General features: G+C 62.5%; 20 protein-coding genes. 10 read left to right on the forward strand and 10 right to left on the reverse strand.

Annotated elements, in window-relative coordinates:
• The first annotated feature begins 266 nt into the window (after positions 1-266).
• The 5 genes from QM996_RS07985 (at position 267) to QM996_RS08005 (ending at position 6,380) form a co-directional block, all read left to right on the forward strand.
• Positions 267-2,198, forward strand: coding sequence for an LTA synthase family protein (locus QM996_RS07985; protein WP_500269972.1), 1,932 nt, complete (start codon positions 267-269; stop codon positions 2,196-2,198).
• 117 nt (positions 2,199-2,315) lie between these two features.
• Positions 2,316-2,864 (forward strand): DUF1003 domain-containing protein, encoded by a 549-nt coding sequence (locus QM996_RS07990; protein ID WP_500269973.1) that lies wholly within the window; start codon positions 2,316-2,318, stop codon positions 2,862-2,864.
• A gap of 240 nt (positions 2,865-3,104) precedes the next feature.
• A complete protein-coding gene (locus tag QM996_RS07995) occupies positions 3,105-3,527 on the forward strand; it encodes a TadE/TadG family type IV pilus assembly protein (RefSeq protein WP_500269974.1) in 423 nt (140 codons plus the stop codon).
• A 1-nt stretch (position 3,528) separates the two neighbouring features.
• On the forward strand, positions 3,529-5,268 hold the full coding sequence (locus QM996_RS08000; RefSeq protein WP_500269975.1) for a Tad domain-containing protein: 1,740 nt from the start codon (positions 3,529-3,531) through the stop codon (positions 5,266-5,268).
• A gap of 194 nt (positions 5,269-5,462) precedes the next feature.
• Positions 5,463-6,380 carry a hypothetical protein gene (locus QM996_RS08005; protein WP_500269976.1) on the forward strand — a complete coding sequence of 306 codons (918 nt, stop codon included), beginning with the start codon at positions 5,463-5,465 and terminating at the stop codon, positions 6,378-6,380.
• Between the two features lie 4 nt (positions 6,381-6,384).
• Here the strand turns inward: QM996_RS08005 and QM996_RS08010 are convergent, their stop codons facing one another.
• The 5 genes from QM996_RS08010 to rpiA form a co-directional block, all read right to left on the reverse strand.
• Positions 6,385-6,783: a GFA family protein gene (locus QM996_RS08010; protein ID WP_500269977.1), complete on the reverse strand. Its 399-nt coding sequence runs from the start codon at positions 6,781-6,783 to the stop codon at positions 6,385-6,387.
• Positions 6,784-6,992: 209 nt separating this feature from the next.
• Positions 6,993-8,366, reverse strand: a complete 1,374-nt coding sequence (locus tag QM996_RS08015) for a 3-deoxy-7-phosphoheptulonate synthase class II (RefSeq protein ID WP_500269978.1) — start codon at positions 8,364-8,366, stop codon at positions 6,993-6,995.
• 515 nt (positions 8,367-8,881) lie between these two features.
• A complete protein-coding gene (gene gor / locus QM996_RS08020) occupies positions 8,882-10,270 on the reverse strand; it encodes a glutathione-disulfide reductase (RefSeq protein WP_500269979.1) in 1,389 nt (462 codons plus the stop codon).
• 192 nt (positions 10,271-10,462) lie between these two features.
• Entirely contained in the window at positions 10,463-11,008 is a 546-nt protein-coding gene (locus QM996_RS08025; RefSeq protein ID WP_500269980.1) for a DUF2059 domain-containing protein, read from the reverse strand.
• 122 nt (positions 11,009-11,130) lie between these two features.
• Positions 11,131-11,826 carry a ribose-5-phosphate isomerase RpiA gene (gene rpiA / locus QM996_RS08030; protein ID WP_483502838.1) on the reverse strand — a complete coding sequence of 232 codons (696 nt, stop codon included), beginning with the start codon at positions 11,824-11,826 and terminating at the stop codon, positions 11,131-11,133.
• 224 nt (positions 11,827-12,050) lie between these two features.
• Here rpiA and QM996_RS08035 point away from each other — a divergent pair, with 224 nt between their 5' ends.
• A complete protein-coding gene (locus QM996_RS08035) occupies positions 12,051-12,728 on the forward strand; it encodes an HAD family hydrolase (RefSeq protein ID WP_500269981.1) in 678 nt (225 codons plus the stop codon).
• A gap of 46 nt (positions 12,729-12,774) precedes the next feature.
• On the opposite strand, the gene QM996_RS08040 is transcribed toward QM996_RS08035, so the two are convergent.
• A complete protein-coding gene (locus QM996_RS08040) occupies positions 12,775-14,667 on the reverse strand; it encodes a L,D-transpeptidase family protein (RefSeq protein ID WP_500269982.1) in 1,893 nt (630 codons plus the stop codon).
• Between the two features lie 510 nt (positions 14,668-15,177).
• Here QM996_RS08040 and fumC point away from each other — a divergent pair.
• The 3 genes from fumC to QM996_RS08055 all read left to right on the forward strand — a co-directional run bounded on the left by fumC (position 15,178) and on the right by QM996_RS08055 (position 18,652).
• Positions 15,178-16,569 (forward strand): class II fumarate hydratase, encoded by a 1,392-nt coding sequence (fumC, locus tag QM996_RS08045; protein WP_500269983.1) that lies wholly within the window; start codon positions 15,178-15,180, stop codon positions 16,567-16,569.
• Positions 16,570-16,761: 192 nt separating this feature from the next.
• A complete protein-coding gene (locus tag QM996_RS08050; RefSeq protein WP_500269984.1) occupies positions 16,762-17,832 on the forward strand; it encodes a GGDEF domain-containing protein in 1,071 nt (356 codons plus the stop codon).
• A gap of 175 nt (positions 17,833-18,007) precedes the next feature.
• Complete coding sequence (locus tag QM996_RS08055; protein ID WP_500269985.1) at positions 18,008-18,652, forward strand: L,D-transpeptidase; 645 nt, start codon at positions 18,008-18,010, stop codon at positions 18,650-18,652.
• Between the two features lie 23 nt (positions 18,653-18,675).
• On the opposite strand, the gene QM996_RS08060 is transcribed toward QM996_RS08055, so the two are convergent.
• From QM996_RS08060 to QM996_RS08070, 3 genes are all read right to left on the reverse strand, one after another.
• A complete protein-coding gene (locus QM996_RS08060; protein ID WP_500269986.1) occupies positions 18,676-19,482 on the reverse strand; it encodes a M15 family metallopeptidase in 807 nt (268 codons plus the stop codon).
• Between the two features lie 61 nt (positions 19,483-19,543).
• The gene (locus QM996_RS08065; protein ID WP_500269987.1) at positions 19,544-20,152 is read right to left on the reverse strand and encodes a pyridoxamine 5'-phosphate oxidase family protein; all 609 of its coding nucleotides are present in this window, start codon (positions 20,150-20,152) and stop codon (positions 19,544-19,546) included.
• Between the two features lie 86 nt (positions 20,153-20,238).
• On the reverse strand, positions 20,239-21,147 hold the full coding sequence (locus tag QM996_RS08070) for an alpha/beta fold hydrolase (RefSeq protein WP_500269988.1): 909 nt from the start codon (positions 21,145-21,147) through the stop codon (positions 20,239-20,241).
• A gap of 47 nt (positions 21,148-21,194) precedes the next feature.
• Between QM996_RS08070 and QM996_RS08075 the strand changes: the two genes are divergently transcribed.
• Positions 21,195-21,677: a MarR family winged helix-turn-helix transcriptional regulator gene (locus tag QM996_RS08075; protein ID WP_500269989.1), complete on the forward strand. Its 483-nt coding sequence runs from the start codon at positions 21,195-21,197 to the stop codon at positions 21,675-21,677.
• A gap of 112 nt (positions 21,678-21,789) precedes the next feature.
• Here QM996_RS08075 and QM996_RS08080 read toward each other — a convergent pair whose 3' ends face one another.
• Positions 21,790-22,164, reverse strand: a complete 375-nt coding sequence (locus tag QM996_RS08080; RefSeq protein WP_500269990.1) for a gamma-butyrobetaine hydroxylase family protein — start codon at positions 22,162-22,164, stop codon at positions 21,790-21,792.
• Positions 22,165-22,207: the final 43 nt, after the last annotated feature.

Consider the following 22,207-nt stretch of genomic DNA (forward strand, 5'->3'; position numbering starts at 1 on the left):
AGCGGGCCTGTCGGTCTCTTCTGAGCGATTGCATCTGGCTTTCGCAGTGTTCTTTAGCGCAATCCGCGGGAAAATACCCACAGGCAATCGCCGCTAGACGAAAAAATCCGAAAAATTCTGTCTTTCCCGGTTCTTATCAAGGGCAGTTGCAGCGCCGTCACGCGACGGAAAGCTGTTCCCAACTCCCGTTAAGAAACCATTCATCCCCTGTTCAAAATGACGAGCGTATGACAGTTACACGACACATTTGTGAATTGGAGAATATATTGGCTAGTATCAATTCCGCTGTCGCGAGAGGCTCGCGCGTCTATGTCGATAGACCCGGCTTCACCGCACGGCACGCCAAGACGCTCGCGGGCACCCGCAGCGCATTGTTCTCCCTCTTCTTCGCAGCTGCTCTCGTGTTCGTCGTCGAACTGGTCGTGCGTCAGTCGATGTCCGATACGGTCGCCTATTTCCTCGACCCCATGCGTCCGGCATTGACCACGGTCGGCGCCTTCTTCCTCGTCCTGCTCGCCATCGACGGCATTTTCGGCCGCGAGCACAAGTCGGCCGTGGTAATGGCGCCGCTTGCCATCATACCGGCCGTCATCTGCCAGCAGAAGCAGGTCTTCCTGTCCGATCCGCTCTATCCGACAGATTTCCTGTTCGGCCGCCAGATCATGGAATTGATGCCGGTACTCGTGAAGGATCGACCCTGGACCGCCGTCGGCATCGCCGTTGGCCTCGTCGCTGGGGTCATCGCGATCGCGCTCTTGCTGCGTTTTGCCTGGCGGAATTTCCCCAAGCTGACGACCCGCGAGCGCGTGGCTCGGCTCGCCTTCGCGCTGCCGCTCCTCGTCGCCTTCTGGAACATCATGGATTATAACCAGTTCTCCTGGATCCGTGACCGCCTGAAGGTCATCCCCATCATGTGGGACCAGACCGAGAACTATAAGCACAACGGCTTCGCACTCGCCTTCGCCATCAATCTGCCGATGGCCAATGTCAGCGCGCCCGCCGGCTACATGGCCGATGCCATCGATCGCATTCCGGTGAAGCCGCTTCCGGCCGGCACCTCGCACCGCGGCAAGCCCGACGTCATCGTACTGATGAGCGAGTCCTTCTGGGATCCGACCCGCCTGCCGAACGTCAAGCTCTCGCCCGATCCGATGCCGACGATACGCGAGATGCAGTCGGGCAACGTCTTCTCGCCGGAATTCGGCGGCATGACCGCCAATGTCGAGTTCGAGGCGCTGACCGGCTTCTCCAACGCCTTCCTGCCCTATGGCAGCATTCCGTACCAGCAGTACATCCGCAACCCGATCCCGTCGCTTGCCACCTTCTTCCGTGGCGAAGGCTACGTCTCGCGCGCCATCCATCCCTTCCAGAGCTGGTTCTGGAACCGCACCGCCGTCTACAAGGCCTTCGGCTTCGACACGTTCAAGTCGGAGGAGAACATGCCGCCGATGCAGAAGCGCGGCATCTTCGCCTCAGACGAGTCGCTGACCAACGAGATCATCCGCCAGGCCGATGCAATGGACGATCCGTTCTTCTTCTTCGCCGTCACCCTCCAGGGCCATGGTCCCTATGAGGCGAACCGCTACGCGAAGAACACCATCAAGATCGAAGGCGACCTGCCCGAAAGCGACCGCCAGGTGCTCGCCACCTATGCGCAAGGGATCAAGGAAGCCGACGACAGCCTGAAGAGGCTGATGGACTGGGCGAAGAAACGCGATCGCGAAACGATCATCGTGCTCTTCGGCGACCATCTGCCGCCGCTGAACACCGTCTACACCAATACCGGCTACATGAAGGGCGTCACCGCGGAGCGCAAAGGTTCCAAGGACCAGATGAAGGCGCAGCATGAAACGCCGCTGGTCGTCTGGTCGAACAAGACCGGACCGAAGAAGAACGTCGGCAGCATCAGCCCGGCCTTCCTCTCCTACACGATCCTAAAGCAGTCCGGCTACGAGCACCCCTATTATACTGGGTTCCTCGGCAAGGTTCACGACCAGTTCCGCGTCGTCGACCGCTACATGCTGATCCGCAAGAACGGCAAGGAAGTCGCCGAGTGGTCGCGTCAGCCGAAGGTGCCTGCTTTGCTGCGTGACTATCGCTTCCTGCAGCACGACATGATGTTCGGAAAACGCTTCTCGACGGACCGGTTCTTCAAGTCCCACGCCGAGCTCTTCGCAAGCGCGGCTGAAAGCCACTGATCCATGAGGGCCGGACCGGCTGAATCCGGTCCGGCCCTCCGCATTTTCCGGCCCCGCCTGATTTTCCTTGCGGCCCCTGCGCTCTAGATTGGCTTCACGCCAACACCGGAGATCGCAATGCCGCATTTCAACGACATATCAAAACAGCTTTTCGGCAAGCCGCTGAACGAGCTTGGCGAAATCGAACGTCGCATACTTGCGCACGCCCGCGATCGGCGCACCCTTGCCACCGATTCACATGCAGCCTTTACGGCCGGGCTTTCGTTCGGCGACAGGCTTGCCGACAGTATCGCCCGCATCGGCGGCTCGTGGAGCTTCATCATCGGTTTCTGCGGCTTTCTCGTCTGCTGGGTCCTGGTGAACTCCGTGCTGCTCATCACCGGTGCGTTCGACCCCTACCCCTATATCTTCCTCAACCTGGTGCTTTCCATGCTCGCCGCACTGCAGGCGCCGGTCATCATGATGTCGCAGAACCGCCAGGCCGAACGCGACCGCTTCGCCGCATCCAAGGACTACGAGGTCAATCTGAAATCGGAAGTCGAACTGATCGCCCTGCACCACAAGGTCGACGACGTCTTGCTGCGCGAGATTTCGGAGCTACGCGCCGACCTCGCAACCCTCAACCGGCAGCTGGAACAATACCGTTCAGCACCCCGCCAGGACTGAGCGCACCCCCGGCGGATCAGTTTCATTGCCGTCCGCACATCGGCCACCCTTCGCGCCGGTAAAACGCGCTAATTTTCATAAACACTAATTCAACTGAAGATACATTTTTTGCAACATCTGCGAAATCGGCGCAGATTCAACAACTTATCGGGGTATGAAAAAATTAACGTTTGAGGGGCATCGTACGGGTGCAGGGACATTCGAAAAAATACAGCAACGTGGGTACGCGGAGATGCTGCAATGTCCAACTTCAAGCGCCTTTTAGGCGGCCGAGACGGCGCCGCTGCAATCGAATTTGCAATCATAGCGCCGCTCTTCTTCCTTTGCGTGCTGACCTTGATCGCCTACGGCATCTATCTCAGCACAGCCCATTCCATACAGCAGATCGCCGCCGATGCCGCGCGCACAGCCATCGCTGGACTGTCGGAAAGTGAACGTGAACGCCTTGCGACCGACTACATCCAGCGCACGACCATGGACCAGGCCTTCATCAAATCCTCTCGCATGGTCGTGACCGTCAAGGACGACGCCAACAACACCAACCAGTTCACCGTTCGGATCAAATACGACGCCGCAGACCTGCCGATTTTTAATCTTTTCACATTCGCGATGCCGAGCAGCGATATCGAGCGCTTTGCAACCATTCGCGTGGGAGGGGTCTGACATGTCGTGGAAAACAACGCGACTGCGCAGGCTGCTCCGATCGCGGGACGCAAACGTGGGCATCTCCGCCGCACTGGTCATGCCGTTGGTCGTTGCCTCCATGGGGCTCGGCATCGACTACGGTTATCTGACCGTGCAGAAACGCGAGATGCAGTCGACGGCTGACCTTGCCGCGATCGCGGCGGCGGCCAACATCTCGTTGGCCGAGAAGGCCGTTCTCAATCATTTCTCCAACAACGGTCTCAACTATGCCGTGGCAACGCCGAGCGGGCTGATGACGGTCGACGGCAAGGTGCTGCCGTTGAGCGATGTCGGCTCAGGCAAGGTGGATGGTGTCGCGACGCTGACCCGCGGCCGCTACGTCCCCGACCCCTCGGTCGATGCCGGACAACGTTTCGTCAAGGACGCGACACCGACCGATGCCGTGCAGGTCCTGCTGGAAAAGAAGGGGGAAATCTTCCTTGCCTCCTTGTTCAGCGCGCCGCCGGATCTCAGCGTCATCGGCACGGCGGCCAGCTCCAAGATTGCCGCCTTCTCTGTCGGTTCGCGCCTCGCCAGCCTGAACGGCGCGCTGCTGAATTCGATCCTCGGCCAGATGCTCGGCACGACTATCTCCCTCAAGGTCATGGACTACGAAGCGCTGATCGATGCCGACATCGACGTCCAGCCGTTCCTGAAGATCGTCTCGACAAAGCTGAACCTGACCGCCGCCTCCTATGAGGACGTGCTGAAAGCCAACCTGACCATGCCGCAGCTGCTCTCCTCGATGCGGCTCGTCCAGGGCCTGTCGGGAACCGTGACGGCGGCACTGAAGAGCATCGAGCTTTCGACCGCAAACAACAAGAAGACCGTGACGCTGGCGCAGATCCTCAACCTCGATCCGAAGAAGAGCCTGCAGATCGATGCCGGTTCCGACTGGGCGATGAAGGTCAGCGCGCTGCAGATCGTCTCCGCAGCGGCAGCGATCGCCAATGGTGAGAACCAGATCGCGCTCAACGCCGTGACCGGGCTTCCGGGCATCGCGTCTGCCAAGGTCAAGCTCGCGATCGGCGAGCCGCCGGTCGAAACGCCAAGCCATCGCCTCGGAACGCCGGGCGCGGCCGTCCGCACCGCACAAACCCGCCTCGCCGTCGAAGTCAACGTCGATGGCCTGGCGGCCCTCGCCGGCATCCGCATCAGACTGCCGATCTACGTCGAACTCGCCTATGCCGAGGCGAAGCTTGCCGACATTCGCTGCTACGGCGGCACCCCGGAAAATGCGGCGGTCAGCGTGGATGCGGTGCCGGGCATTGCCGAGATCGCCATCGGCGACGTCGATCCGACAGTGCTTTCGAACCTCTCGTCCGATGCCCGCGTGCAAAGGGCCCGCCTCGTCGATGCCCTCGTCGTCAAGATCGATGCGCTCGCTCATGTCGAGGCACAAAACCTGAAGGCCTCACGCCTGAACTTCAGCCCGTCCGAGATCGCCGCTCGATCGATCAAGAGCGTCTCCACGAAGGATATCCTCACCTCCACGACCCAAACACTGCTCAACAATCTCGATCTCAACATCCAGGTTCTGTTCCTGACGCTCGGCAGCCCGACGGTCGTGCAGCAGGCACTGGCCCAGACATTGGGTGGCGTCACCAAGCCGGTCGACGATCTGCTCTACAACCTGCTTCTGCTGGTCGGCGTCCGGGTCGGCGAAGCCGATGTGCGCGTCACCGGTGTCAAGTGCCAGCCGCCGGTACTGGTGCAGTGATCGAGATCCAGCAATCGAACGGGGCGTCTGACGACTGAACGTCAGATGCCCCTTTTGAACAAAATCGGTTGTTCACACGTTATGCGCAAGCTACTCCTACTATAAAGGGGTGAGGCTGAGTGGCGATTGGCGACCGGGCAACTTGAATTTCAAGCATCCGGCGCGCCGCGCAAGCATGGGGGTGAGCGCAGCAAATGCGTGTCGTGGCAGAGCATGAGGGGCTTGCGCAAGCCGGTGCCCCTGCCTTCACCGCAGAAGATTTTCGCAATCATCCGAACTTCCGGACGATCCTGCAGGCGAGCAGTCGCGATCTGATGTCGGTGTTTGATATCTTCCCGCGGGTCGGCCGTCTCGTCGCCTCCCACCAGAAATGGACGCTGAGCCAGGCCGTCTACACGCTGCACCTCGAGCGCGACCCGACCAACCCGGAGACTGGCATCACGACCGCGCGGCTCCTGAAGTTCATGCACGAAATGGGCGGCGCCAGCCGCAACACCGCCGCCGCCTTCATCGCCGAGCTGCTGACCTACAAGCTGCTTCGTGATGTCGATGGCGGTCGCGCCAGAAAGAAGGTGCGGCCCTTGGAGCCGACCGAGACCAGCGAAGGGGCGATGCTGCGCTGGTTCATGAGCCAGATGGGTACGCTCGACCGCTTCGACGACAAGGGCCGCGTCCAGCGCGTCGAGGCGGACCGGACCATCTTCGAGCGCGCCCAGCCGATCGCCACTCGCCTGCTGCTCGCCGACCAACGTTGGAGCGAGCCACCGGAAGCCGTGGCCGCCTTCGTCTGGACCGAGTGCGGCGGGCTGCTGCTGGACGATCTCATGTCGCGGCCGGAAAGCCTCGATCCCGTCGATGGCAAGGTCTGGCTCGAAGCGAGCCTCTCGGAACTCGCCACGCACTACATGATTTCGAACACCCATATCAGACGCATTTTCGCCCGCGCCCAGGATGCAGGCCTCATCGGTCGCGCCGATGAGCATCAGAGGGGGCTCTTCTGGCTAAGCGAACGTCTGCTCGACGAATATTGTCACTGGCAGTCGGTCAAGATGGCCGGCCTTGCCAACGGCTTCGAACAGGCGGTGCGGTGGGCGAAGCATACGCCGGAATGAACGCTCAGCCGCGCCCGGCCGCATATTTCGGCAAGTCGTCGCTGATTTCGTAGAAGTCGCCCTGATCTTCGCAGAAGATGTGATAGCCGCCCTTCAACTCGGTCGGCTTCTCGAAGGCACCGGCCAGGATCGAGGTATAGTCCAGCCCATCCGCCTTCCAGAACAGGGCCGATCCACAATGGCGGCAGAAGCCGCGGCCGGCGGTCTCGCTTGCCCGATACCAGGTGAGGTTCTCCGCCCCCTCCACCTCGAGGTTCCGATCCTCTACATTGGTCGCAGCGTAATAGAGGCCGGTCTGCTTCCGGCACTGGCTGCAATGGCAATAGATCAGCTCGCGCAACTCACCATGCGCTGCAAAGCGCACGGCCCCGCAAAGGCAGGTTCCCTTGTGAACGTCCGGCATTGTCCCCCCAAAGCGCAATCATCATGCGTCATCCTGCCATGAGGTGAAAGCGGCAGTACGGTCACGCGCGCCGCTTCCTGCTCCAGACACGAAAATGCCGGGCCAGCTTCGAGAGCCGGCCCGGCATTGTCAAATTCAAAACCGCCCGGCGAGGTTCAGAAAAGCTGAACCACGCCTGCACGCCCGTGCGCCTTGTCGGCGCGGCGGGATCAGCCGTTGACGACCATCTTCTTCTCGTCGCGGCCGCCCTTCATGCGCTCGGCAAGCAGGAACGCCAGTTCCAGCGCCTGGTCCGCATTGAGGCGCGGATCGCAATGCGTGTGGTAGCGGTCAGCAAGATCGTCGCCGGAAAGCGCACGTGCACCACCGGTGCATTCCGTCACGTCGTTGCCGGTCATCTCGATATGGATGCCGCCCGGATGCGTGCCTTCCGCGCGGTGGATCTGGAAGAAGCTCTCGACTTCCGACAGGATCCGCTCGAACGGACGGGTCTTGTAGTTGTTGAGCGTGATCGTGTTGCCGTGCATCGGATCGCAGGACCAGACGACATTCTTGCCTTCGCGCTCGACCGCACGGATGAGGCGTGGCAGATGCTCGGCCACCTTGTCATGGCCGAAGCGGCAGATCAGCGTCAGGCGTCCGGCTTCGTTGGCCGGGTTCAGAATGTCGATCAGCTCGAGCAGGCCGTCGGCCGTCAGCGAAGGACCGCACTTGAGACCGAGCGGGTTCTTGATGCCGCGGCAGTATTCGATGTGGGCATGGTCGGGCTGGCGGGTGCGGTCGCCGATCCAGATCATGTGGCCGGAGGTGGCGTACCAGTCACCCGAGGTCGAATCGACGCGGGTCAGCGCCTGCTCGTAGCCGAGCAGCAGCGCCTCGTGGCTGGTGAAGAAGTCGGTTTCGCGCAGGCTCGGATGGTTTTCCGAGGTGATGCCGATCGCCTTCATGAAGTCCATGGTTTCGGAGATCCGGTCGGCGAGCTTGCGGTAGCGTTCCGCCTGGGGGCTGTCCTTGACGAAGCCGAGCATCCACTGGTGCACGTTGTCGAGGTTGGCATAGCCGCCCATGGCGAAGGCGCGCAGAAGGTTCAACGTTGCAGCCGACTGGCGGTAGGCCATGATCTGGCGTTCCGGGTTCGGGATACGCGCTTCCTCGGTGAACTCGATGCCGTTGATGATGTCGCCACGGTAGGACGGCAGCGTCACATCACCCTGCTTCTCGACGCCGGAAGAACGGGGCTTGGCGAACTGACCGGCGATGCGGCCGACCTTCACCACCGGCTGCTGCGCGCCGAAAGTCAGGACGACGGCCATCTGCAGGAAGGCGCGGAAGAAGTCGCGGATCGTGTCGGCGCCGTGCTCGGCGAAACTTTCGGCGCAATCGCCGCCCTGCAGCAGGAAGCCGCGGCCTTCGGCGACATTCGCAAGGGCACTCTTCAAACGGCGCGCTTCACCCGCAAACACCAGCGGCGGATACTTCGCGAGGCGTTCTTCGGTCGCCTCAAGCGCTGCCAGGTCCGGATAGTCCGGCACCTGCTGGATGGGTTTCTGCCGCCAGCTGTTTGGAGTCCAAGTCTGTGCCATTTCGTTCACCTGTTGTCTGCCGCGGATCCATCCGCGCGGGTCGCGCCCTGACGGCCGAAGGCGGCCGCCCGGTATTCGGAAATTTCACTCACATCCACGTGCCCTGCCCGGACGCTGAGCCCGGCCTCTGTGCCGGCCCCGGGCGGAAACGCCGCGGAATGCGGGCTTATAGACGTTAAGGAAACGCTTGGAAAGCCATCCTACCAGAATTCATTGCGCTGCAGGACACATCCGGCGCAAGGATATGTCCGGGCAGCGCACAATCCTGAAAAGCCAAGGCGACATCCCGAAAGAATTGTGCGCAATTTCAACGAGATAGTAGCGCCACTTCGCCGCCGCCCCTTTCTGCGCAGAAACGGCGACGAGCGGACGACAGATTGTTCATCAATCGTGTCCGGCGGCTTCCGGCCCGCGGCAGGAGGCCCCCACATCGCGGCGCATGCCCACCGTCGGCGCAACAGGCGCGCGACAGGTGGACCACCGGGAGGGTTTGCAGGTGCATCCGCCAGAGGCGGTCAGACCCGCTCGCCCTTGCGGATGCGGTAGGACGGCGAATACATCGTCACCAGTTCCTCGGCCGCCGTCGGGTGCACCGCCATCGTCCGGTCGAAATCGTCCTTGGTGCAGCCGGCCTTGAGCGAGATGCCGAGCAACTGTGCCATTTCACCGGCGTCGTGGCCGAGGATATGGGCGCCAAGCACCTTGCGGTCGGCGGCATTGACGACCAGCTTCATGATCATCTTTTCCTTGCGGCCCGAAAGCGTCGCCTTCATCGGCCGGAATTCGGCGCGGTAGACTTCCAGCTCGTCGAAGCGGCGCGCGGCCTCTTCTTCCGTCAGACCGACCGTGCCGATCTCCGGCTGCGAGAAGACGGCGGTGGCGATCAGGTCGTGATCCGGCGAGACCGGATTGTTCTTGTACTCGGTCTCGATGAAGCACATGGCCTCGTGGATCGCGACCGGCGTCAGCTGCACGCGGTCGGTCACGTCGCCAAGCGCGTAGATGCCGGGCGCGCTGGTGCGCGAGAACGCGTCGACGACGATGGCGCCACGTTCATCGGTCTTGACGCCAGCCGCTTCGAGACCGAGCCCCTTCGTGTTCGGCACGCGGCCAAGCGCCAGCATCACCTGGTCGACGGCGATGTCGCCGTGCTTCATCGTGTGCGCGATGCGCTTGCCGTCGGGATCGAGCGTGACCGACTGGATGATGTCTTCACAGAGGATACGGATGCCCTTCTCTTCCATCGCCACGTGCAGCCCGCGGCGCAGGTCGTGGTCGAAGCGCGAGAGAATTTCCTTGCCGCGATAGATCAAGGTCGTCTCGACGCCGAGGCCGTGGAAGATGTTGGCGAATTCGACGGCGATGTAGCCGCCGCCGGCGATCAGGATCGACTTCGGCAGTTCTGCGAGATCGAAAGCTTCGTTCGAGGAAATGCAGTGCTCGTGTCCCGGCAGCGCGTCATGCGGCGTCGGATGACCACCAACGGCGATCACGATCCGCTCCGCCGTTACCGTCTTGCCGCTGTCGAGCAGGCGAACGGTATTCGGGCCGACGAGTTCGGCGCGCGTATGCAGGATTTCGGCCCCGGCATTGTTCAGCCCCTTCTGGTAGAGCCCCTCGAGCCGGGTGATCTCCTGTTCCTTCGCGGCGACCAGCTTCTTCCAGTCGAACCGGCTCTCGCCGACCGACCAGCCGAAGCCGGCGGCGTCTTCGAAATGTTCGGAAAACTGCGACGCGTAGACATAGAGCTTCTTCGGCACGCAGCCGCGGATGACGCAGGTGCCGCCATAACGAAACTCCTCCGCGATCGCGACCTTCTTGCCGAGGCTCGCCGCCAGGCGCCCGCTCCTGACGCCACCGGACCCGCCACCGATTACGAAGAGGTCATAGTCGAATGCGGGCATGGGCAGTCTCCTGAAAGCAAGCGGGCCGGAATGGCGAAATGGAAAGCTGGCCGAAGGATCTCGCGTCCGGCAGCCGGTCGCGCCCAGCCGACGACCGGGCCGCAGGCACATATAGTGGTGCCTCCAGGCAAAAGAAAAGCCCGGATCACTCCGGGCTCCTTGAAACGTGATGAACGGCGCCGGCGCGCTCGATTATTGCGCCGGCTGCTGGGCAGCGCCTTCGGCCGCCGGCTGGGTGCTGCCAACCTTGGCGTCGAGCGACTTGGTCGCTTCCTGGGTCAGGTCGCGGGAAACGCCTGACGCCCAGATGTCGGCGGCCTTGAGCAGTTCGCGCGAAGCGATCGGGCCGTCGTTCAGGAGCTTCTTGCCGGCGGCGGAACCGTAGAATTCCGTGATCGCGTTCAGTTCTTCCAGCGAAAAGGTCTTGGCGTAGATCGTCGCCGCTTCGTTTTCGAGGTCGGCGCGGCGGGCGGCAAGGCTGAGCGCCTTCTCGTCAACCGTCGCGGTGATGAGTTCCTGATGGTTCGGCGATGCCTGGATCAGCGTGTTCTTCAGCCGCTCGGCAAGATTCGGCAGAATATTGTCGAAGCTGTTGGTGACGCCAAGCGCTGCGATCGTCGCGCGCGCCGCCTTGATCTGCTCTTCGGAGACGTCCTGGGCCTGCACCGCCGGAACCGATGCGGAAAGCAGAACCGCGGTGGCAGCGAATGTGCGGACAAGACCTGCGAGTTTGTTCATTTTTACCCTTGCTCCTGTGTTTGTCGCATGCTGCCCGGGCGATTGCCGCCGCCAGGCCCGCATGTATGGAAACCTGTTTGTCTTTGCCGCTCCCAGCCCGGTGCGGGCTGTCGGGAGCCGGTTCAGGACGCAGTCAGAATGCGTGCCTCTTCCGGCCCTGCAATGATCGCCAGCGACGCGATGTCGATGAAAAGCCCGTGCTCGACGACGCCGGGAATGGCATTCAGCTCTCCCGCGAGCGCATCTGCATCAGGAATACGGCCAAAAGATGCATCGAGGATGAGGTGCCCGCCGTCCGTCTTGAAGGCGCCGTCATGGGATTGACGCACGGCGATTTCGCCGGAAAGGCCGAGCCGCGCGGCGACTTTCTCGATCGCGATCCGCGTTGCCACCTGACCGAAGGGGTTGACCTCGATCGGCAGCTTGAAGGCGCCGAGAACGTCGACCACCTTCGATTCGTCGGCAATCACGATCATGCGCTTCGAGGCACTCGCGACGATCTTTTCACGCAGCAATGCGCCGCCGCCGCCCTTGATCAGCCGCAGCCGGCCATCGACCTCGTCGGCGCCGTCGATCGTCAGATCCAGTTCCGGCAGTTCGTCGAGCGACTTCAACGGTACACCGAGCTCGAGGCAGAGTCGCGCCGTACGCTCCGAAGTGGGAACGCCTTCGATGTGGAAGCCGGCCGCGACTTTCTCGGCCAGCAGTCGGACGAATTCCTCAGCCGTGGAGCCGGTACCGATGCCGAGGCGCATGCCGTCTTCGACATATTCCAGAGCCGCAGCCGCGGCTTTGATTTTCATTTCGCGGGCGTCCATGCGCCAGTCGCTCCCTTGTAACGCCGACGGACGACTTCGCTCCAATCTGCGAACCGCGCGCCCGTTTTCCGCTGAGACACTTACACGCCCGGCGACGCAAACAAAAGTCAAAATGAAATTGCCGCCAAGGATTCCGCACCGCTTGCGAGGTGTACTCCCCATTGCATTCTGCCGTCACTTCGCCTACCCGAACGGCAACGTTTCCGGTGCCATGAGGTTTTTCGGTGTCATCTCCCATAGTCGTCTTCGATCTTGATGGAACGCTTGTCGATACCGCGCCGGACCTGGTCGCGAGCCTCAATCATGCAGTGACCCAGGCCGGCATCGCGCCGGTCGGCTATGCCGATCTGACCCACCTCGTCGGCCACGGCGCACGCGCGATGATCGAGCGCACCTTCGCGCTCCGGGAAAAGCCGCTCGCTGAAGACGTGCTGGAATGGCAGCTCAAGGAGTTCGTCGATTTCTACCACGGCTCGATGCCCGGCGATTCGCTGCCTTATCCGGGCCTCATCGACGCACTCGACCGCCTCTCCGGCGCCGGGTTCAAACTGGCGGTCTGCACCAACAAGCCGGAAAAGCTGGCAAAGCGCCTGCTCGAACGCCTGGGACTGATCGAACGCTTCGCCGCGATTTCCGGCGGCGATACGTTCGAAGTGCGCAAGCCGAATGCCGAGCACCTGCTGAGAACCGTCACCAATGCCGGCGGCCGGGCCGAACGCTCGGTGATGGTCGGCGACAGCCTCAACGACTTCCTCGTCGCGCGCAATGCCGCGGTGCCGTCGATCGCGGTTCCTTTCGGCTACTCCGACGTCCCCGTCGAAAGCCTCGAGCCGACGAAGATCATCGGCCACTTCGATGAGCTGACGCCGGACTTGGTCTCCGCTCTGCTCGAAGCCCGATAGTCGCAAAGAAAAGGCCGCTCGAAGCGGCCGTTTCTACCCTTATGCCTTATCCTTCGGCTCTGCGGGCGCCCCGCGTCGCGTCAAGGGCGCGGTTCATGTACATGTCGCGCTCGTAGACGTCGTTGAAATATTCGACGACGCCATCCTTGTTCGGCCAGGCCGTGAAATAAGCGACATAAACCGGCACCTTCACCGGAACCTGCAGCGCCTTGTTGCGGCCGTCGGCAATCTCCTTGCCGACATCCTCGACGCTGGTGCCGAGCACGGCCGCCGCCATGCGGCGCGGATCGGCAAGCCGCACGCAACCGTGGCTGAGTGCCCGGTTGTCGCGCTTGAAGAAGCTCTTCGACGGGGTGTCGTGCATGTAGATCGCATGCGCGTTGGGGAACAGGATCTTCAGCTCGCCGAGCGCATTGTCGCTGCTCGGCGGCTGGCGCACGGCGATCGAAGCGGTCGAGCCGTTCCAGTTGACCGACGCCGACGGAACCGCCCGGCCGCCGATCTCGACCTGGTAGCCCATGCGGTCGAGGTAGTTCGGATCGCTCCTGAGCTTCGGCAGCATCTCGTTGACGATGATCGACTGCGGCACGCCCCAATACGGATTAACCTCGACGGTCTGGATCTCGTCCTGGAAGAAGTAGGTCTGGTTCGTCTTCGAGCCGACGACCACGCGCATCGAGAACTGCTCGGCGCCCTGGTCGGCGTAGGTGGCGGTGAAGGCCGGCTGGTTGATGAAGACGTAGCGGTCGCCGAGGCCGTCAGGCAGCCAGCGCGCCTGTTCCATGGCGATTTCGAGCTTGTTGATCTTGTTCGCCACGCTGTCGCCGCCTGTCAGGATGCGCACCGACGCCTGGCCGACGACGCCGTCGGCCTTCAGCCCGTGCTCCTTCTGGAAGGCCTCGACCAGCGACACCAGTTCCGGCGTGTATTCCGGCGTGCCTTGATAGGCGGCAAGAACCGCCGCATGCTCGGCCTTCAGCGCCTCCGAACCCTTGAGGCGAATACCGGCAATGATATTCGCGAGCTCGGGATTGCTCTCTCCCGGCTTCAGCAGGGTGCCGGGCGCGATCTCGACGCGCTGCTCGGCGCCCGTTTCCGCCCTCAGCTTCTCCAGTTCGACGGAGAGGGCGGCGAATTGCGCGCTCTTCGGGTTCTGGTCGTTGAGAAGCGTGGCGACGTCGGCGCTCGCAGACAGCTTGTCGAGAAGCGACGTGAGGTCGACGGTCTTGCGCTTGAAGTCGTGGTAGCCGGAGATCTTGTTCGGATCGATGCGGCCGCGCACCGTGTCCTGCGCATAGGTGAGCGTTGCCGCCGACAGAGCGATTTCGAACTGCAGCAGCTCCTTTTCCCGCGCGATCATGTCGCCGCGGTCGAAGCTATCGGCCGGTACGCTGACGGCATAATCCTGCGGATCGAGGCCGACCTTGGCGGCATCGGCGAGAACGGCGATCGCCGCCTTCGCCTTGGCATTCACGCCCTCGGCGCCAATCCAGATGTAATCCATGCGCGCGCCGTAATGAGCCTCGACCGCCTTTGCGACGTCGCCCGTGGCACGCACGTTGATTTCCGGAAGGAACTGCCGCGCATCGGCAAGCGGCATGCGCAGCATGGGCGGCAGTGCGCCGTTGCGCACGGAGCCGGTCACCACCGGGTCGAGCAGCTTGTCGGTCGCGATCCGGCGCAGCGCTTCGGCCTTGTAGGTATAGTATTTCGGCCCGGTGACCTTCGGCAGCGGCCTGGCGGCCTGCTGCGGGCCGATCATTGCGCCCATGCCGGGGAGCGGCTGGGCTGGCTGGCTCTGTTCGGCGGAATCTGGCTTCTTTCTGCCTGCCCGGATGAAATCCGCAAACGAGAAGGCCGAAGCCGGCCGCGCATCCATGGTCACGATCGCACAGCCGCTCATAAGCGCCACGATCGCTGCCGTCTTAATTACTCTCATATGAAACTACGTCCCCGTATCGCGTTGTCGCCGAATTCGGCTGAAGCCAGATTCTCGCCACGCCCTCGTGCACTGAAAGTTATAGAAAAGGATGGTGAATGAAAAGGAAACGCGCCTGCGAACATCGACCTTGATCCTTCTTCTTCCTCCCAGCAAACGCCTCGATTCCATAACGTTCGAAGGGGGATAAAAATTTGATCCATATGGATTTTATTTCAGCAGGAGGTCATGGGCGGGCCGCAGCCGGCAATCGGCGCCCGAAAAGAACACCGTGCCTGTGACCGAAACATCACAACGGCGCCAGCGGGCCGGAAGCGCGCGAATCACGTTCGCTGCGGGGCTGCCTTGTTGCACTGCAACGTTTCAAACGATTGTAGCATGGCAAGCCGCGCCACGCCCCTTTACAAGCTTCGGCAGGCGGGGCAGAGAGAGGCCCGGCACCTGGGGAGATCCGCCGCGCGGCCCCCTCGCCCAGGCTTCATGAACCGCATGATCAAGGCAGGTATCACGATGACATCGACGCGCACGGAAACAGATACGTTCGGCCCCATCGAAGTGGCAAGCGACCGCTATTGGGGCGCTCAGGCCCAGCGCTCGCTCGGCAATTTCAAGATCGGTTGGGAAAAGCAGCCGGCCTCGATCGTCCGGGCGCTCGGCATCGTCAAGCAGGCTGCCGCCCGCACCAACCAGGCGCTCGGCCGCCTGGATTCGACCATCGCCGATGCGATCGTCAAGGCATCGCAGGAAGTGATCGATGGCAAGCTCAACGACCATTTCCCCCTCGTCGTCTGGCAGACCGGCTCGGGCACCCAGTCGAACATGAATGCCAACGAGGTGATTTCGAACCGGGCGATCGAACTGCTCGGCGGCGTCATGGGCTCGAAGAAGCCGGTCCATCCGAACGACCACGTCAACATGAGCCAGTCGTCGAACGACACCTATCCGACGGCGATGCACATCGCCTGCGCCGAACGCGTCATCCATGACCTGCTGCCGGCGCTGAAGCACCTGCACAAGGCGCTCGAAGCCAAGGTCAAGGCGTTCGGCCACATTATCAAGATCGGCCGCACCCACACCCAGGACGCGACGCCGCTGACGCTCGGCCAGGAATTCTCCGGTTATGCCGCCCAGGTCGCCTCCTCGATCAAGCGCATCGAGATGACGCTCCCCGGCCTCTGCGAACTCGCCCAGGGCGGCACGGCCGTCGGTACCGGCCTCAACGCGCCCGTCGGCTTTGCCGAGAAGGTCGCCGAAGAGATCGCCAAGATCACCGGCATCGCCTTCACCTCGGCGCCGAACAAGTTCGAAGCGCTTGCCGCCCATGATTCCATGGTGTTCAGCCATGGCGCGATCAATGCGACGGCCGCAGCCCTCTTCAAGATCGCCAACGACATCCGCTTCCTCGGCTCCGGCCCGCGCTCCGGTCTCGGCGAGCTGTCGCTGCCGGAAAACGAGCCCGGCTCGTCGATCATGCCTGGCAAGGTCAACCCGACCCAGTGCGAGGCGCTGACCCAGGTCTGCGTCCAGGTGTTCGGCAACCACGCGGCGCTGACCTTCGCCGGCAGCCAGGGCCATTTCGAGCTCAACGTGTTCAACCCGCTGATGGCCTACAACTTCCTGCAGTCGGTGCAGTTGCTCGCCGATGCGGCCGTGTCCTTCACCGACAACTGCGTCGTCGGCATCGAGGCACGCGAAGACAACATCAAGGCGGCGCTCGACCGCTCGCTGATGCTCGTCACCGCGCTTGCTCCGAAGATCGGCTACGACAACGCCGCCAAGATCGCCAAGACCGCCCACAAGAACGGCACGACGCTGCGCGAAGAAGCCGTCGGCGGCGGCTATGTGACGAACGAAGAGTTCGACGCGATCGTGCGCCCGGAAACGATGATCAGCCCGGCCTGATCCATTTTGAGACACCACGGCGCCTCACCGGCGCCGTGGCTTCAAGCCGCAAACGCAAGGGATAGATCGGCGAAAACGGCCGCAATCGATCGAATTGCGGTCCGCGGCGGCGGCAAATATTAAGACTTCGCAAATCATTTGCCCCTAAAAATCATAACCCGTAAGCAGTGATTAATATTAGGGGATTTGCACATGCAAACGGCAAACTCGGGCAAAGCTCAAACGCCCGATATCGCAGCGCAAGTGACCCATGCCATGCGCATGATGGGTGTCGCGCCTATCCCCCGCAACTACGAGCTCTATTACGAAGCCTATCTCGGCTCCAACCCGCAGCTCTCCAAGGAGCTCGCGGCCCTCGGCAGCCGCGCGACCCAGGAAGAGCTGGACGCGATCGGCGCGCAATATTTCAGCCATATCCACCGCTCGACCGGCATCGAGCGCGCACACACCACGCTTGCAGCCAAGCTTGCCGAACTCGTCACCCTGCTGAAGGATGAGCAATACGCGCTCGAGAATTACAACAAGGTTCTCGACGAGGCCTATGTCAACATCATCAGCAAGAGTGCTTCCAGCGCCGATATCCTGCGCCATGCGATCGGCATCCTGACCGACGCGACGGCCGAGACGATGAGCCAGGGCAAGGAGCGCGTGCAGACGGTCGTGCAGAAATCCTTCGAGATGGAAGTCATCCGGCAGGAACTCGACGAGTACAAGCGCATCGCCAACACGGATTCGCTGACGCGCCTCGCCAACCGCCGCGCCTTCGACGACAATCTGGCCGCGGTCTACAACAGCGAGCACCTCAAGAACTTCACCGGCCTGCTCGTGGCCGACATCGACCATTTCAAGAAGGTCAACGACACCTTCGGCCATCCGGTCGGCGACAAGATCCTCGCGACCGTCGGCGGCGTGCTTCGCGCCAACCTGCGCCGCGAGGCCTTCGTGGCCCGCACCGGCGGCGAGGAGTTCGCCATCATCCTCGGCGACAGCACCCAGGAGGAATGCCTGCAGATCGCCGATCGCATCCGCACCGTGCTTGCGGCAACGCCCTTCCGGAACTCGAAGACCGGGGTCAACTACGGCCCGATCACGCTTTCCGTCGGCGTCTGCATGGCGACCGCGGCCGAAGACCCTGTCGATCTCTACAACAAGGCGGATATCGCGCTCTATTCGGCCAAGAATGGCGGGCGAAACAAGACCGTTCTTTTTGAAGACGGCATGCGCAAGGAATCCGGCCGCAACTGGCTGATCTATCGGCGCTGATCCTTCTCCTGGTCCTATACCTACAAATGGCGCCGCCCCGGGCGCCATTTGCGTTTGAGAGCCGCGTTCCCTTGGAAACAGCCGCCTTTCGCCACAACCGCTAGAACTCTCCTCAACGGGGAACAACCGCTCGAGGACAGGCGTGGACGGTTCCCGCAACCGAGGGGGGACCACCATGAAGACCATTCTCGCAGCGCTGATTGCCACCAGCTTCCTTGCAGGCGTCACCACATCGGCGAAGGCCGCGGACGACGCGCCGATCACCGTCGCCTCGCTCGACAGCGCCACCGCCAAGACGAGTTCGCTTCAGATCCTGTCAAAGGGCGGTGCGAAATCGAAAGCTCTGCGCCGCGACATCAGCCAGTCGCCGATCCCGCGCGAAGTGGTTGCCTTCAACGAAGCAGCGGCCCCGGGCACGATCATCGTCGACAATTCCGAGCGCCGTCTGTACCACGTCCTCGGTGGCGGCGTTGCGGTCAAATATGCCGTCAGTGTCGGCCGCAGCGGTTTCCTTTGGACAGGCACCAACACGGTCAGCCGCAAGGCCGAATGGCCCACCTGGATACCGCCGGAAAAAATGCGCGCCCGCGAGGCGAAGAAGGGCAAGATCCTGCCGGCCAGCATGAAGGGCGGCATCGGCAACCCGCTCGGCGCGCGCGCCATGTATCTCGGCTCCACCATCTACCGCATTCACGGCACGAACCAGCCATCGTCGATCGGCAAGGCAATGTCATCCGGCTGCATTCGCATGGCCAACGAGGATGTCGAACACCTCTATGCCAGCGTCGAGATCGGCGCCACGGTCATCGTTCGCGATTGAGCTTGTGGTGAAAACCTCACCGCTTATCGGCCGCATGCATCAGCCCCAGTGTTCCGCGCAATCGCAATCAGCTCCGGCCGGTACTCGAAGTGCATCGTGTCGAAATGATACCAGCGGCCACCCCAGATGAAGCCGTGACGCTCGAAAATCCCGACGATATCAAGCGGATAGCGGTTGCGATATCGCAGCGCGCCGCCACTCGCCCTCCCGGCCCAGCGCCAGTAGTCGGCAAAGTCCGTATTGAGATCGATGGCCGCCCCGAAGCTATGGACCGAAAGCGTGTCAGCGCCGGCAATCCGCCGCCAGTTGAAGGTGCCGGCGCTTGGGCTGAGATAGCGCTTCAGGCCGGCATGCCGCGAGAGGTCGGCGGCGACCGCTTTCAGTGCCTCTGCGGCGCCGTGCTTGCGCGTGACCCGCAGCCGCTCACCGAACCAATCGACGGTGACGAGATCCTGGCTCACTGCCTTGGCGTTGCCGCCATAGAGCCGTTTCAGGAGCACTTCGCTGCGGATGCGCCCCGGTTCGAAATCGACGGCCGGCGGTCTCGCGCAGGCACCCAGCGGATAGATTTGCGACAGGCTGTCCTCGACATCGGCCGCGGCGAGCTTTTCGGCGTGGCTCTTCTTCCTGCCGTCGTCGATCGCAAGCGGCGGCCCGCCATCGCTGAGGATCAGGGTATTGGCGTCGATCTGCTCGATAGCTCCAGGATAGGCGGCAGCCAGCAGGCGCAGTTTCTCCGAAAGCGTTGGTTCGGCAGCCGTCGCCCGGTCGGCCAAGAGAGCGAGCGCGAAGAGGATGGCAGATGCACCTGTCAGACCTTGCCGCCGCACCCTCGCCTCCACCCACGCGCCTTTCTGATGGGCGACCGGACGGGTCAGCCCGGACGGCAGCCTACCACATGGTCTTGGCGGCGCGCTCCGGCCATTCGCGGTCATAGGTTTCGCGGTCGAAATCCGCCTTGGCAGCCTTCAGCAGCGTGCCGGGCGTCGGCAGCGTTGCCGGATCGAGGAAACGGTCGGAGTTCCAGAGCTGCGCCCGCATCACGGCGCGCGCGCACTGGAAATAGACTTCGCCGATGGTCACGACAATGACGCTGCGCGGGTGCTTGCCATCGACCTCGAAGCTGTCGGTAAGGGCCGGATCGATGCACAGCACGGCCGTGCCGTTGATGCGCATCGTCGTGTTCGATCCGGGGATCAGGAACATCAGCGCCACGCGCGGATCGCGCACGATATTGGCGAGCGAATCGACCCGATTGTTGCCGCGCCAGTCGGGAAGCAGCACCGTCTTGTCGTCGGCAATCCGAACCACGCAAGCGTCGTCACCGCGGGGCGAACAATCGAGCCCCTCCGGCCCGACAGTTGCGAGCGCGCAGAAGGGCGAAGCCTCGATCATCAGCCGATATTCCGCCGTCAGCGTCTTGGTGACCTTGGCCACCGAAGCTTCACTGACACCGCCATAGAGCGCGTTGAGTTCCTCGACCGAGGTGATGACCGTCATGCCGTCCTCCAATACCGAAAGATCTCGCCAAAGCGACCCTTCGACCGATAGCATGACAGTCTGATGACGGCAGCAACGAAAAAGTGTCAGGCGGCGGCTTTTTGATCTTCCGCGTGTATGAAGGCGTTGATCCGCGCGATCACGGGGGCAGCCGAAACGATGCGGCGATGGCCGAGGCCGTTCGCCCAATGGATCTCCACATTCGGCCCTGCGGCTGCATAGCGGCGCGCATGATCGGCCGCGACCTCCTTGTCGTCCTCGGCATGGATGATCAGCGTCGGCACGGCCAGGACGCCGACGATCCGCGCAGCGTCGAATTCCTCGAGCCGGCGGCCGGAGAGACGTTCGACGACACCTTCAAAGGCAGCCTGCGTCTTCGGCGCCAGGCGAAGAACCTTCCCGAAGCCCTTGAAAAGCCAGGTCATCTCGCTCGGCGCGCCGATCAGCACCAGCTTCTTCGCCACATGGCTGCGCACGTCACAGACGATGCCGCCCGCCGCACAGGCAAGGCTTGCGCCGCCGAAGGAATGACCAACGCAGACGTCGAAATTGCCGAAATGCCGCCAGGCGGCGTCGATTGCCCTGACGGCCGCGGGCATGGTGAGCGTCCGTCCCGGCGAGCCGCCATGCCCCGGCCAGTCAAGCGTCACCACCTCGGCGCCGCCCTTGACCAGCCCATCGATCATCGCAGCAAGGTAGTCGCTCCGCGATCCCCAGCCATGCACGAGCAGGATGCGCTTGGCGTTTGCCGCACCGTGCGGCGCCGCGAACTGCCGCGCCAGCACCCAGCCACCGGCATAGGAAAGCGTCACCGGCTTTGCCTTGGCGATCACCGGCTCCGCCGCGGCAAGAGCCGCCTTTTCCTTGGCGTTTTTCGGCTTTCGGCCGGGTGTGATGCTGAAAAGCTTGAAAGCCAGGCTACCGGCGGTCTCCGGCGAGAGCGCTGCCACGCCTTTCAGCGCATGGCGGATGACCTTGATCGCAAAGGATGCCATAGTGGGAATCTCTTGTTATGTTCAATGCTGAACATAATTGTACAACGTTGAACAAAAATCAAGTGACGAACGAACGCCATTTTCCCTGGGATCATCCCCGCTTTCGCAGCTGGATCGCCGTGGCGCGCGCCTGCCAGCTCATGCAGCAGACGTTGACGCGCGAGATCGCCCATCTCGACATCAAGCCGCCGCACCTCGACATCCTGATCAATCTCTATCGGTTCGATGGCATCTCGCAGCAGGAGCTGGCCCGCAAGCTGCTGGTCGGCCGTTCCAACATGAGCATGCTGCTGCCGCAACTGGAGAAGCGCGGGCTGATCCTGCGCCGCGGTGACGAGAAGGACAAACGGGTGCTGCGGCTGTCGCTGACGCCGGAGGGACGCACGCTGACCGAGGCCGCCATGGAAATCCACACGGCGCTGATCGAGAAGTCCATGGTGGGCGCGCCGATCGAGGAATGCATGATCGTCGCCCAGTCCATGGAGCGGCTGATCGGCATTCTGCTCAAGGAAGAGCACGAGCTGGCCTGACGTACCTGCAGCATGTTTCCTGAATCGTAACCGCTTTAAGGACCAAACATGCAGCATTCAAAGTGCTACAGCGACCTTTGCGCGTCTGATAAGACGCGCGGCGCTGTAATGGTCAGCGCGGCTTCTCCGCCTTGTCGCGCGACATGCCCTTGTCGGCGAGTTCCTGTTCGTAAGCGGCGAACAGCTCTTCACCCTTCTCGCCGAGTTCGCGCAGATAGCTCCAGGTGAAGATGCCGGTGTCGTGGAAATCGTCGAAGCCGATGCGGACCGCATAATTGCCGGTTGGCTGTACCGAAATGATCTGCACGTTGCGCTTGCCGGGTACCGTCACCCGCTGCCCGGGGCCGTGTCCCTGCACTTCGGCGGACGGCGAAAGCACCCGCAGCATCTCCGCCGAAAGATCGAATGATGCGCCATCGTTGAAGGTGACGACGAGCCGGTGACGGTCCTTGGAGACACGCAGTTCCGTCGGCCAGATTTCACTCATATTGCCTGCTCCTGTTTCTACAGCGCCGCGCGTCTAATCAGAC

This window comes from Sinorhizobium chiapasense (assembly GCF_045277575.1).
Lineage (GTDB): Bacteria > Pseudomonadota > Alphaproteobacteria > Rhizobiales > Rhizobiaceae > Ensifer > Ensifer chiapasense_A.

Excerpts from the sequence above, each read along its gene's own strand:
- QM996_RS08065 (WP_500269987.1), bottom strand. The coding sequence starts at position 20,152 with ATGACGGTCATCACCTCGGTCGAGGAACTCAACGCGCTCTATGGCGGT.
- QM996_RS07995 (WP_500269974.1), top strand. The coding sequence starts at position 3,105 with ATGTCCAACTTCAAGCGCCTTTTAGGCGGCCGAGACGGCGCCGCTGCA.
- QM996_RS07990 (WP_500269973.1), top strand. The coding sequence starts at position 2,316 with ATGCCGCATTTCAACGACATATCAAAACAGCTTTTCGGCAAGCCGCTG.
- QM996_RS08010 (WP_500269977.1), bottom strand. The coding sequence starts at position 6,783 with ATGCCGGACGTTCACAAGGGAACCTGCCTTTGCGGGGCCGTGCGCTTT.
- QM996_RS08000 (WP_500269975.1), top strand. The coding sequence starts at position 3,529 with ATGTCGTGGAAAACAACGCGACTGCGCAGGCTGCTCCGATCGCGGGAC.
- QM996_RS08050 (WP_500269984.1), top strand. The coding sequence starts at position 16,762 with ATGCAAACGGCAAACTCGGGCAAAGCTCAAACGCCCGATATCGCAGCG.
- QM996_RS08025 (WP_500269980.1), bottom strand. The coding sequence starts at position 11,008 with ATGAACAAACTCGCAGGTCTTGTCCGCACATTCGCTGCCACCGCGGTT.
- fumC (WP_500269983.1), top strand. The coding sequence starts at position 15,178 with ATGACATCGACGCGCACGGAAACAGATACGTTCGGCCCCATCGAAGTG.
- QM996_RS08005 (WP_500269976.1), top strand. The coding sequence starts at position 5,463 with ATGCGTGTCGTGGCAGAGCATGAGGGGCTTGCGCAAGCCGGTGCCCCT.
- QM996_RS08040 (WP_500269982.1), bottom strand. The coding sequence starts at position 14,667 with ATGAGAGTAATTAAGACGGCAGCGATCGTGGCGCTTATGAGCGGCTGT.
- QM996_RS08055 (WP_500269985.1), top strand. The coding sequence starts at position 18,008 with ATGAAGACCATTCTCGCAGCGCTGATTGCCACCAGCTTCCTTGCAGGC.
- QM996_RS08015 (WP_500269978.1), bottom strand. The coding sequence starts at position 8,366 with ATGGCACAGACTTGGACTCCAAACAGCTGGCGGCAGAAACCCATCCAG.
- rpiA (WP_483502838.1), bottom strand. The coding sequence starts at position 11,826 with ATGGACGCCCGCGAAATGAAAATCAAAGCCGCGGCTGCGGCTCTGGAA.
- QM996_RS08070 (WP_500269988.1), bottom strand. The coding sequence starts at position 21,147 with ATGGCATCCTTTGCGATCAAGGTCATCCGCCATGCGCTGAAAGGCGTG.
- QM996_RS08080 (WP_500269990.1), bottom strand. The coding sequence starts at position 22,164 with ATGAGTGAAATCTGGCCGACGGAACTGCGTGTCTCCAAGGACCGTCAC.
- gor (WP_500269979.1), bottom strand. The coding sequence starts at position 10,270 with ATGCCCGCATTCGACTATGACCTCTTCGTAATCGGTGGCGGGTCCGGT.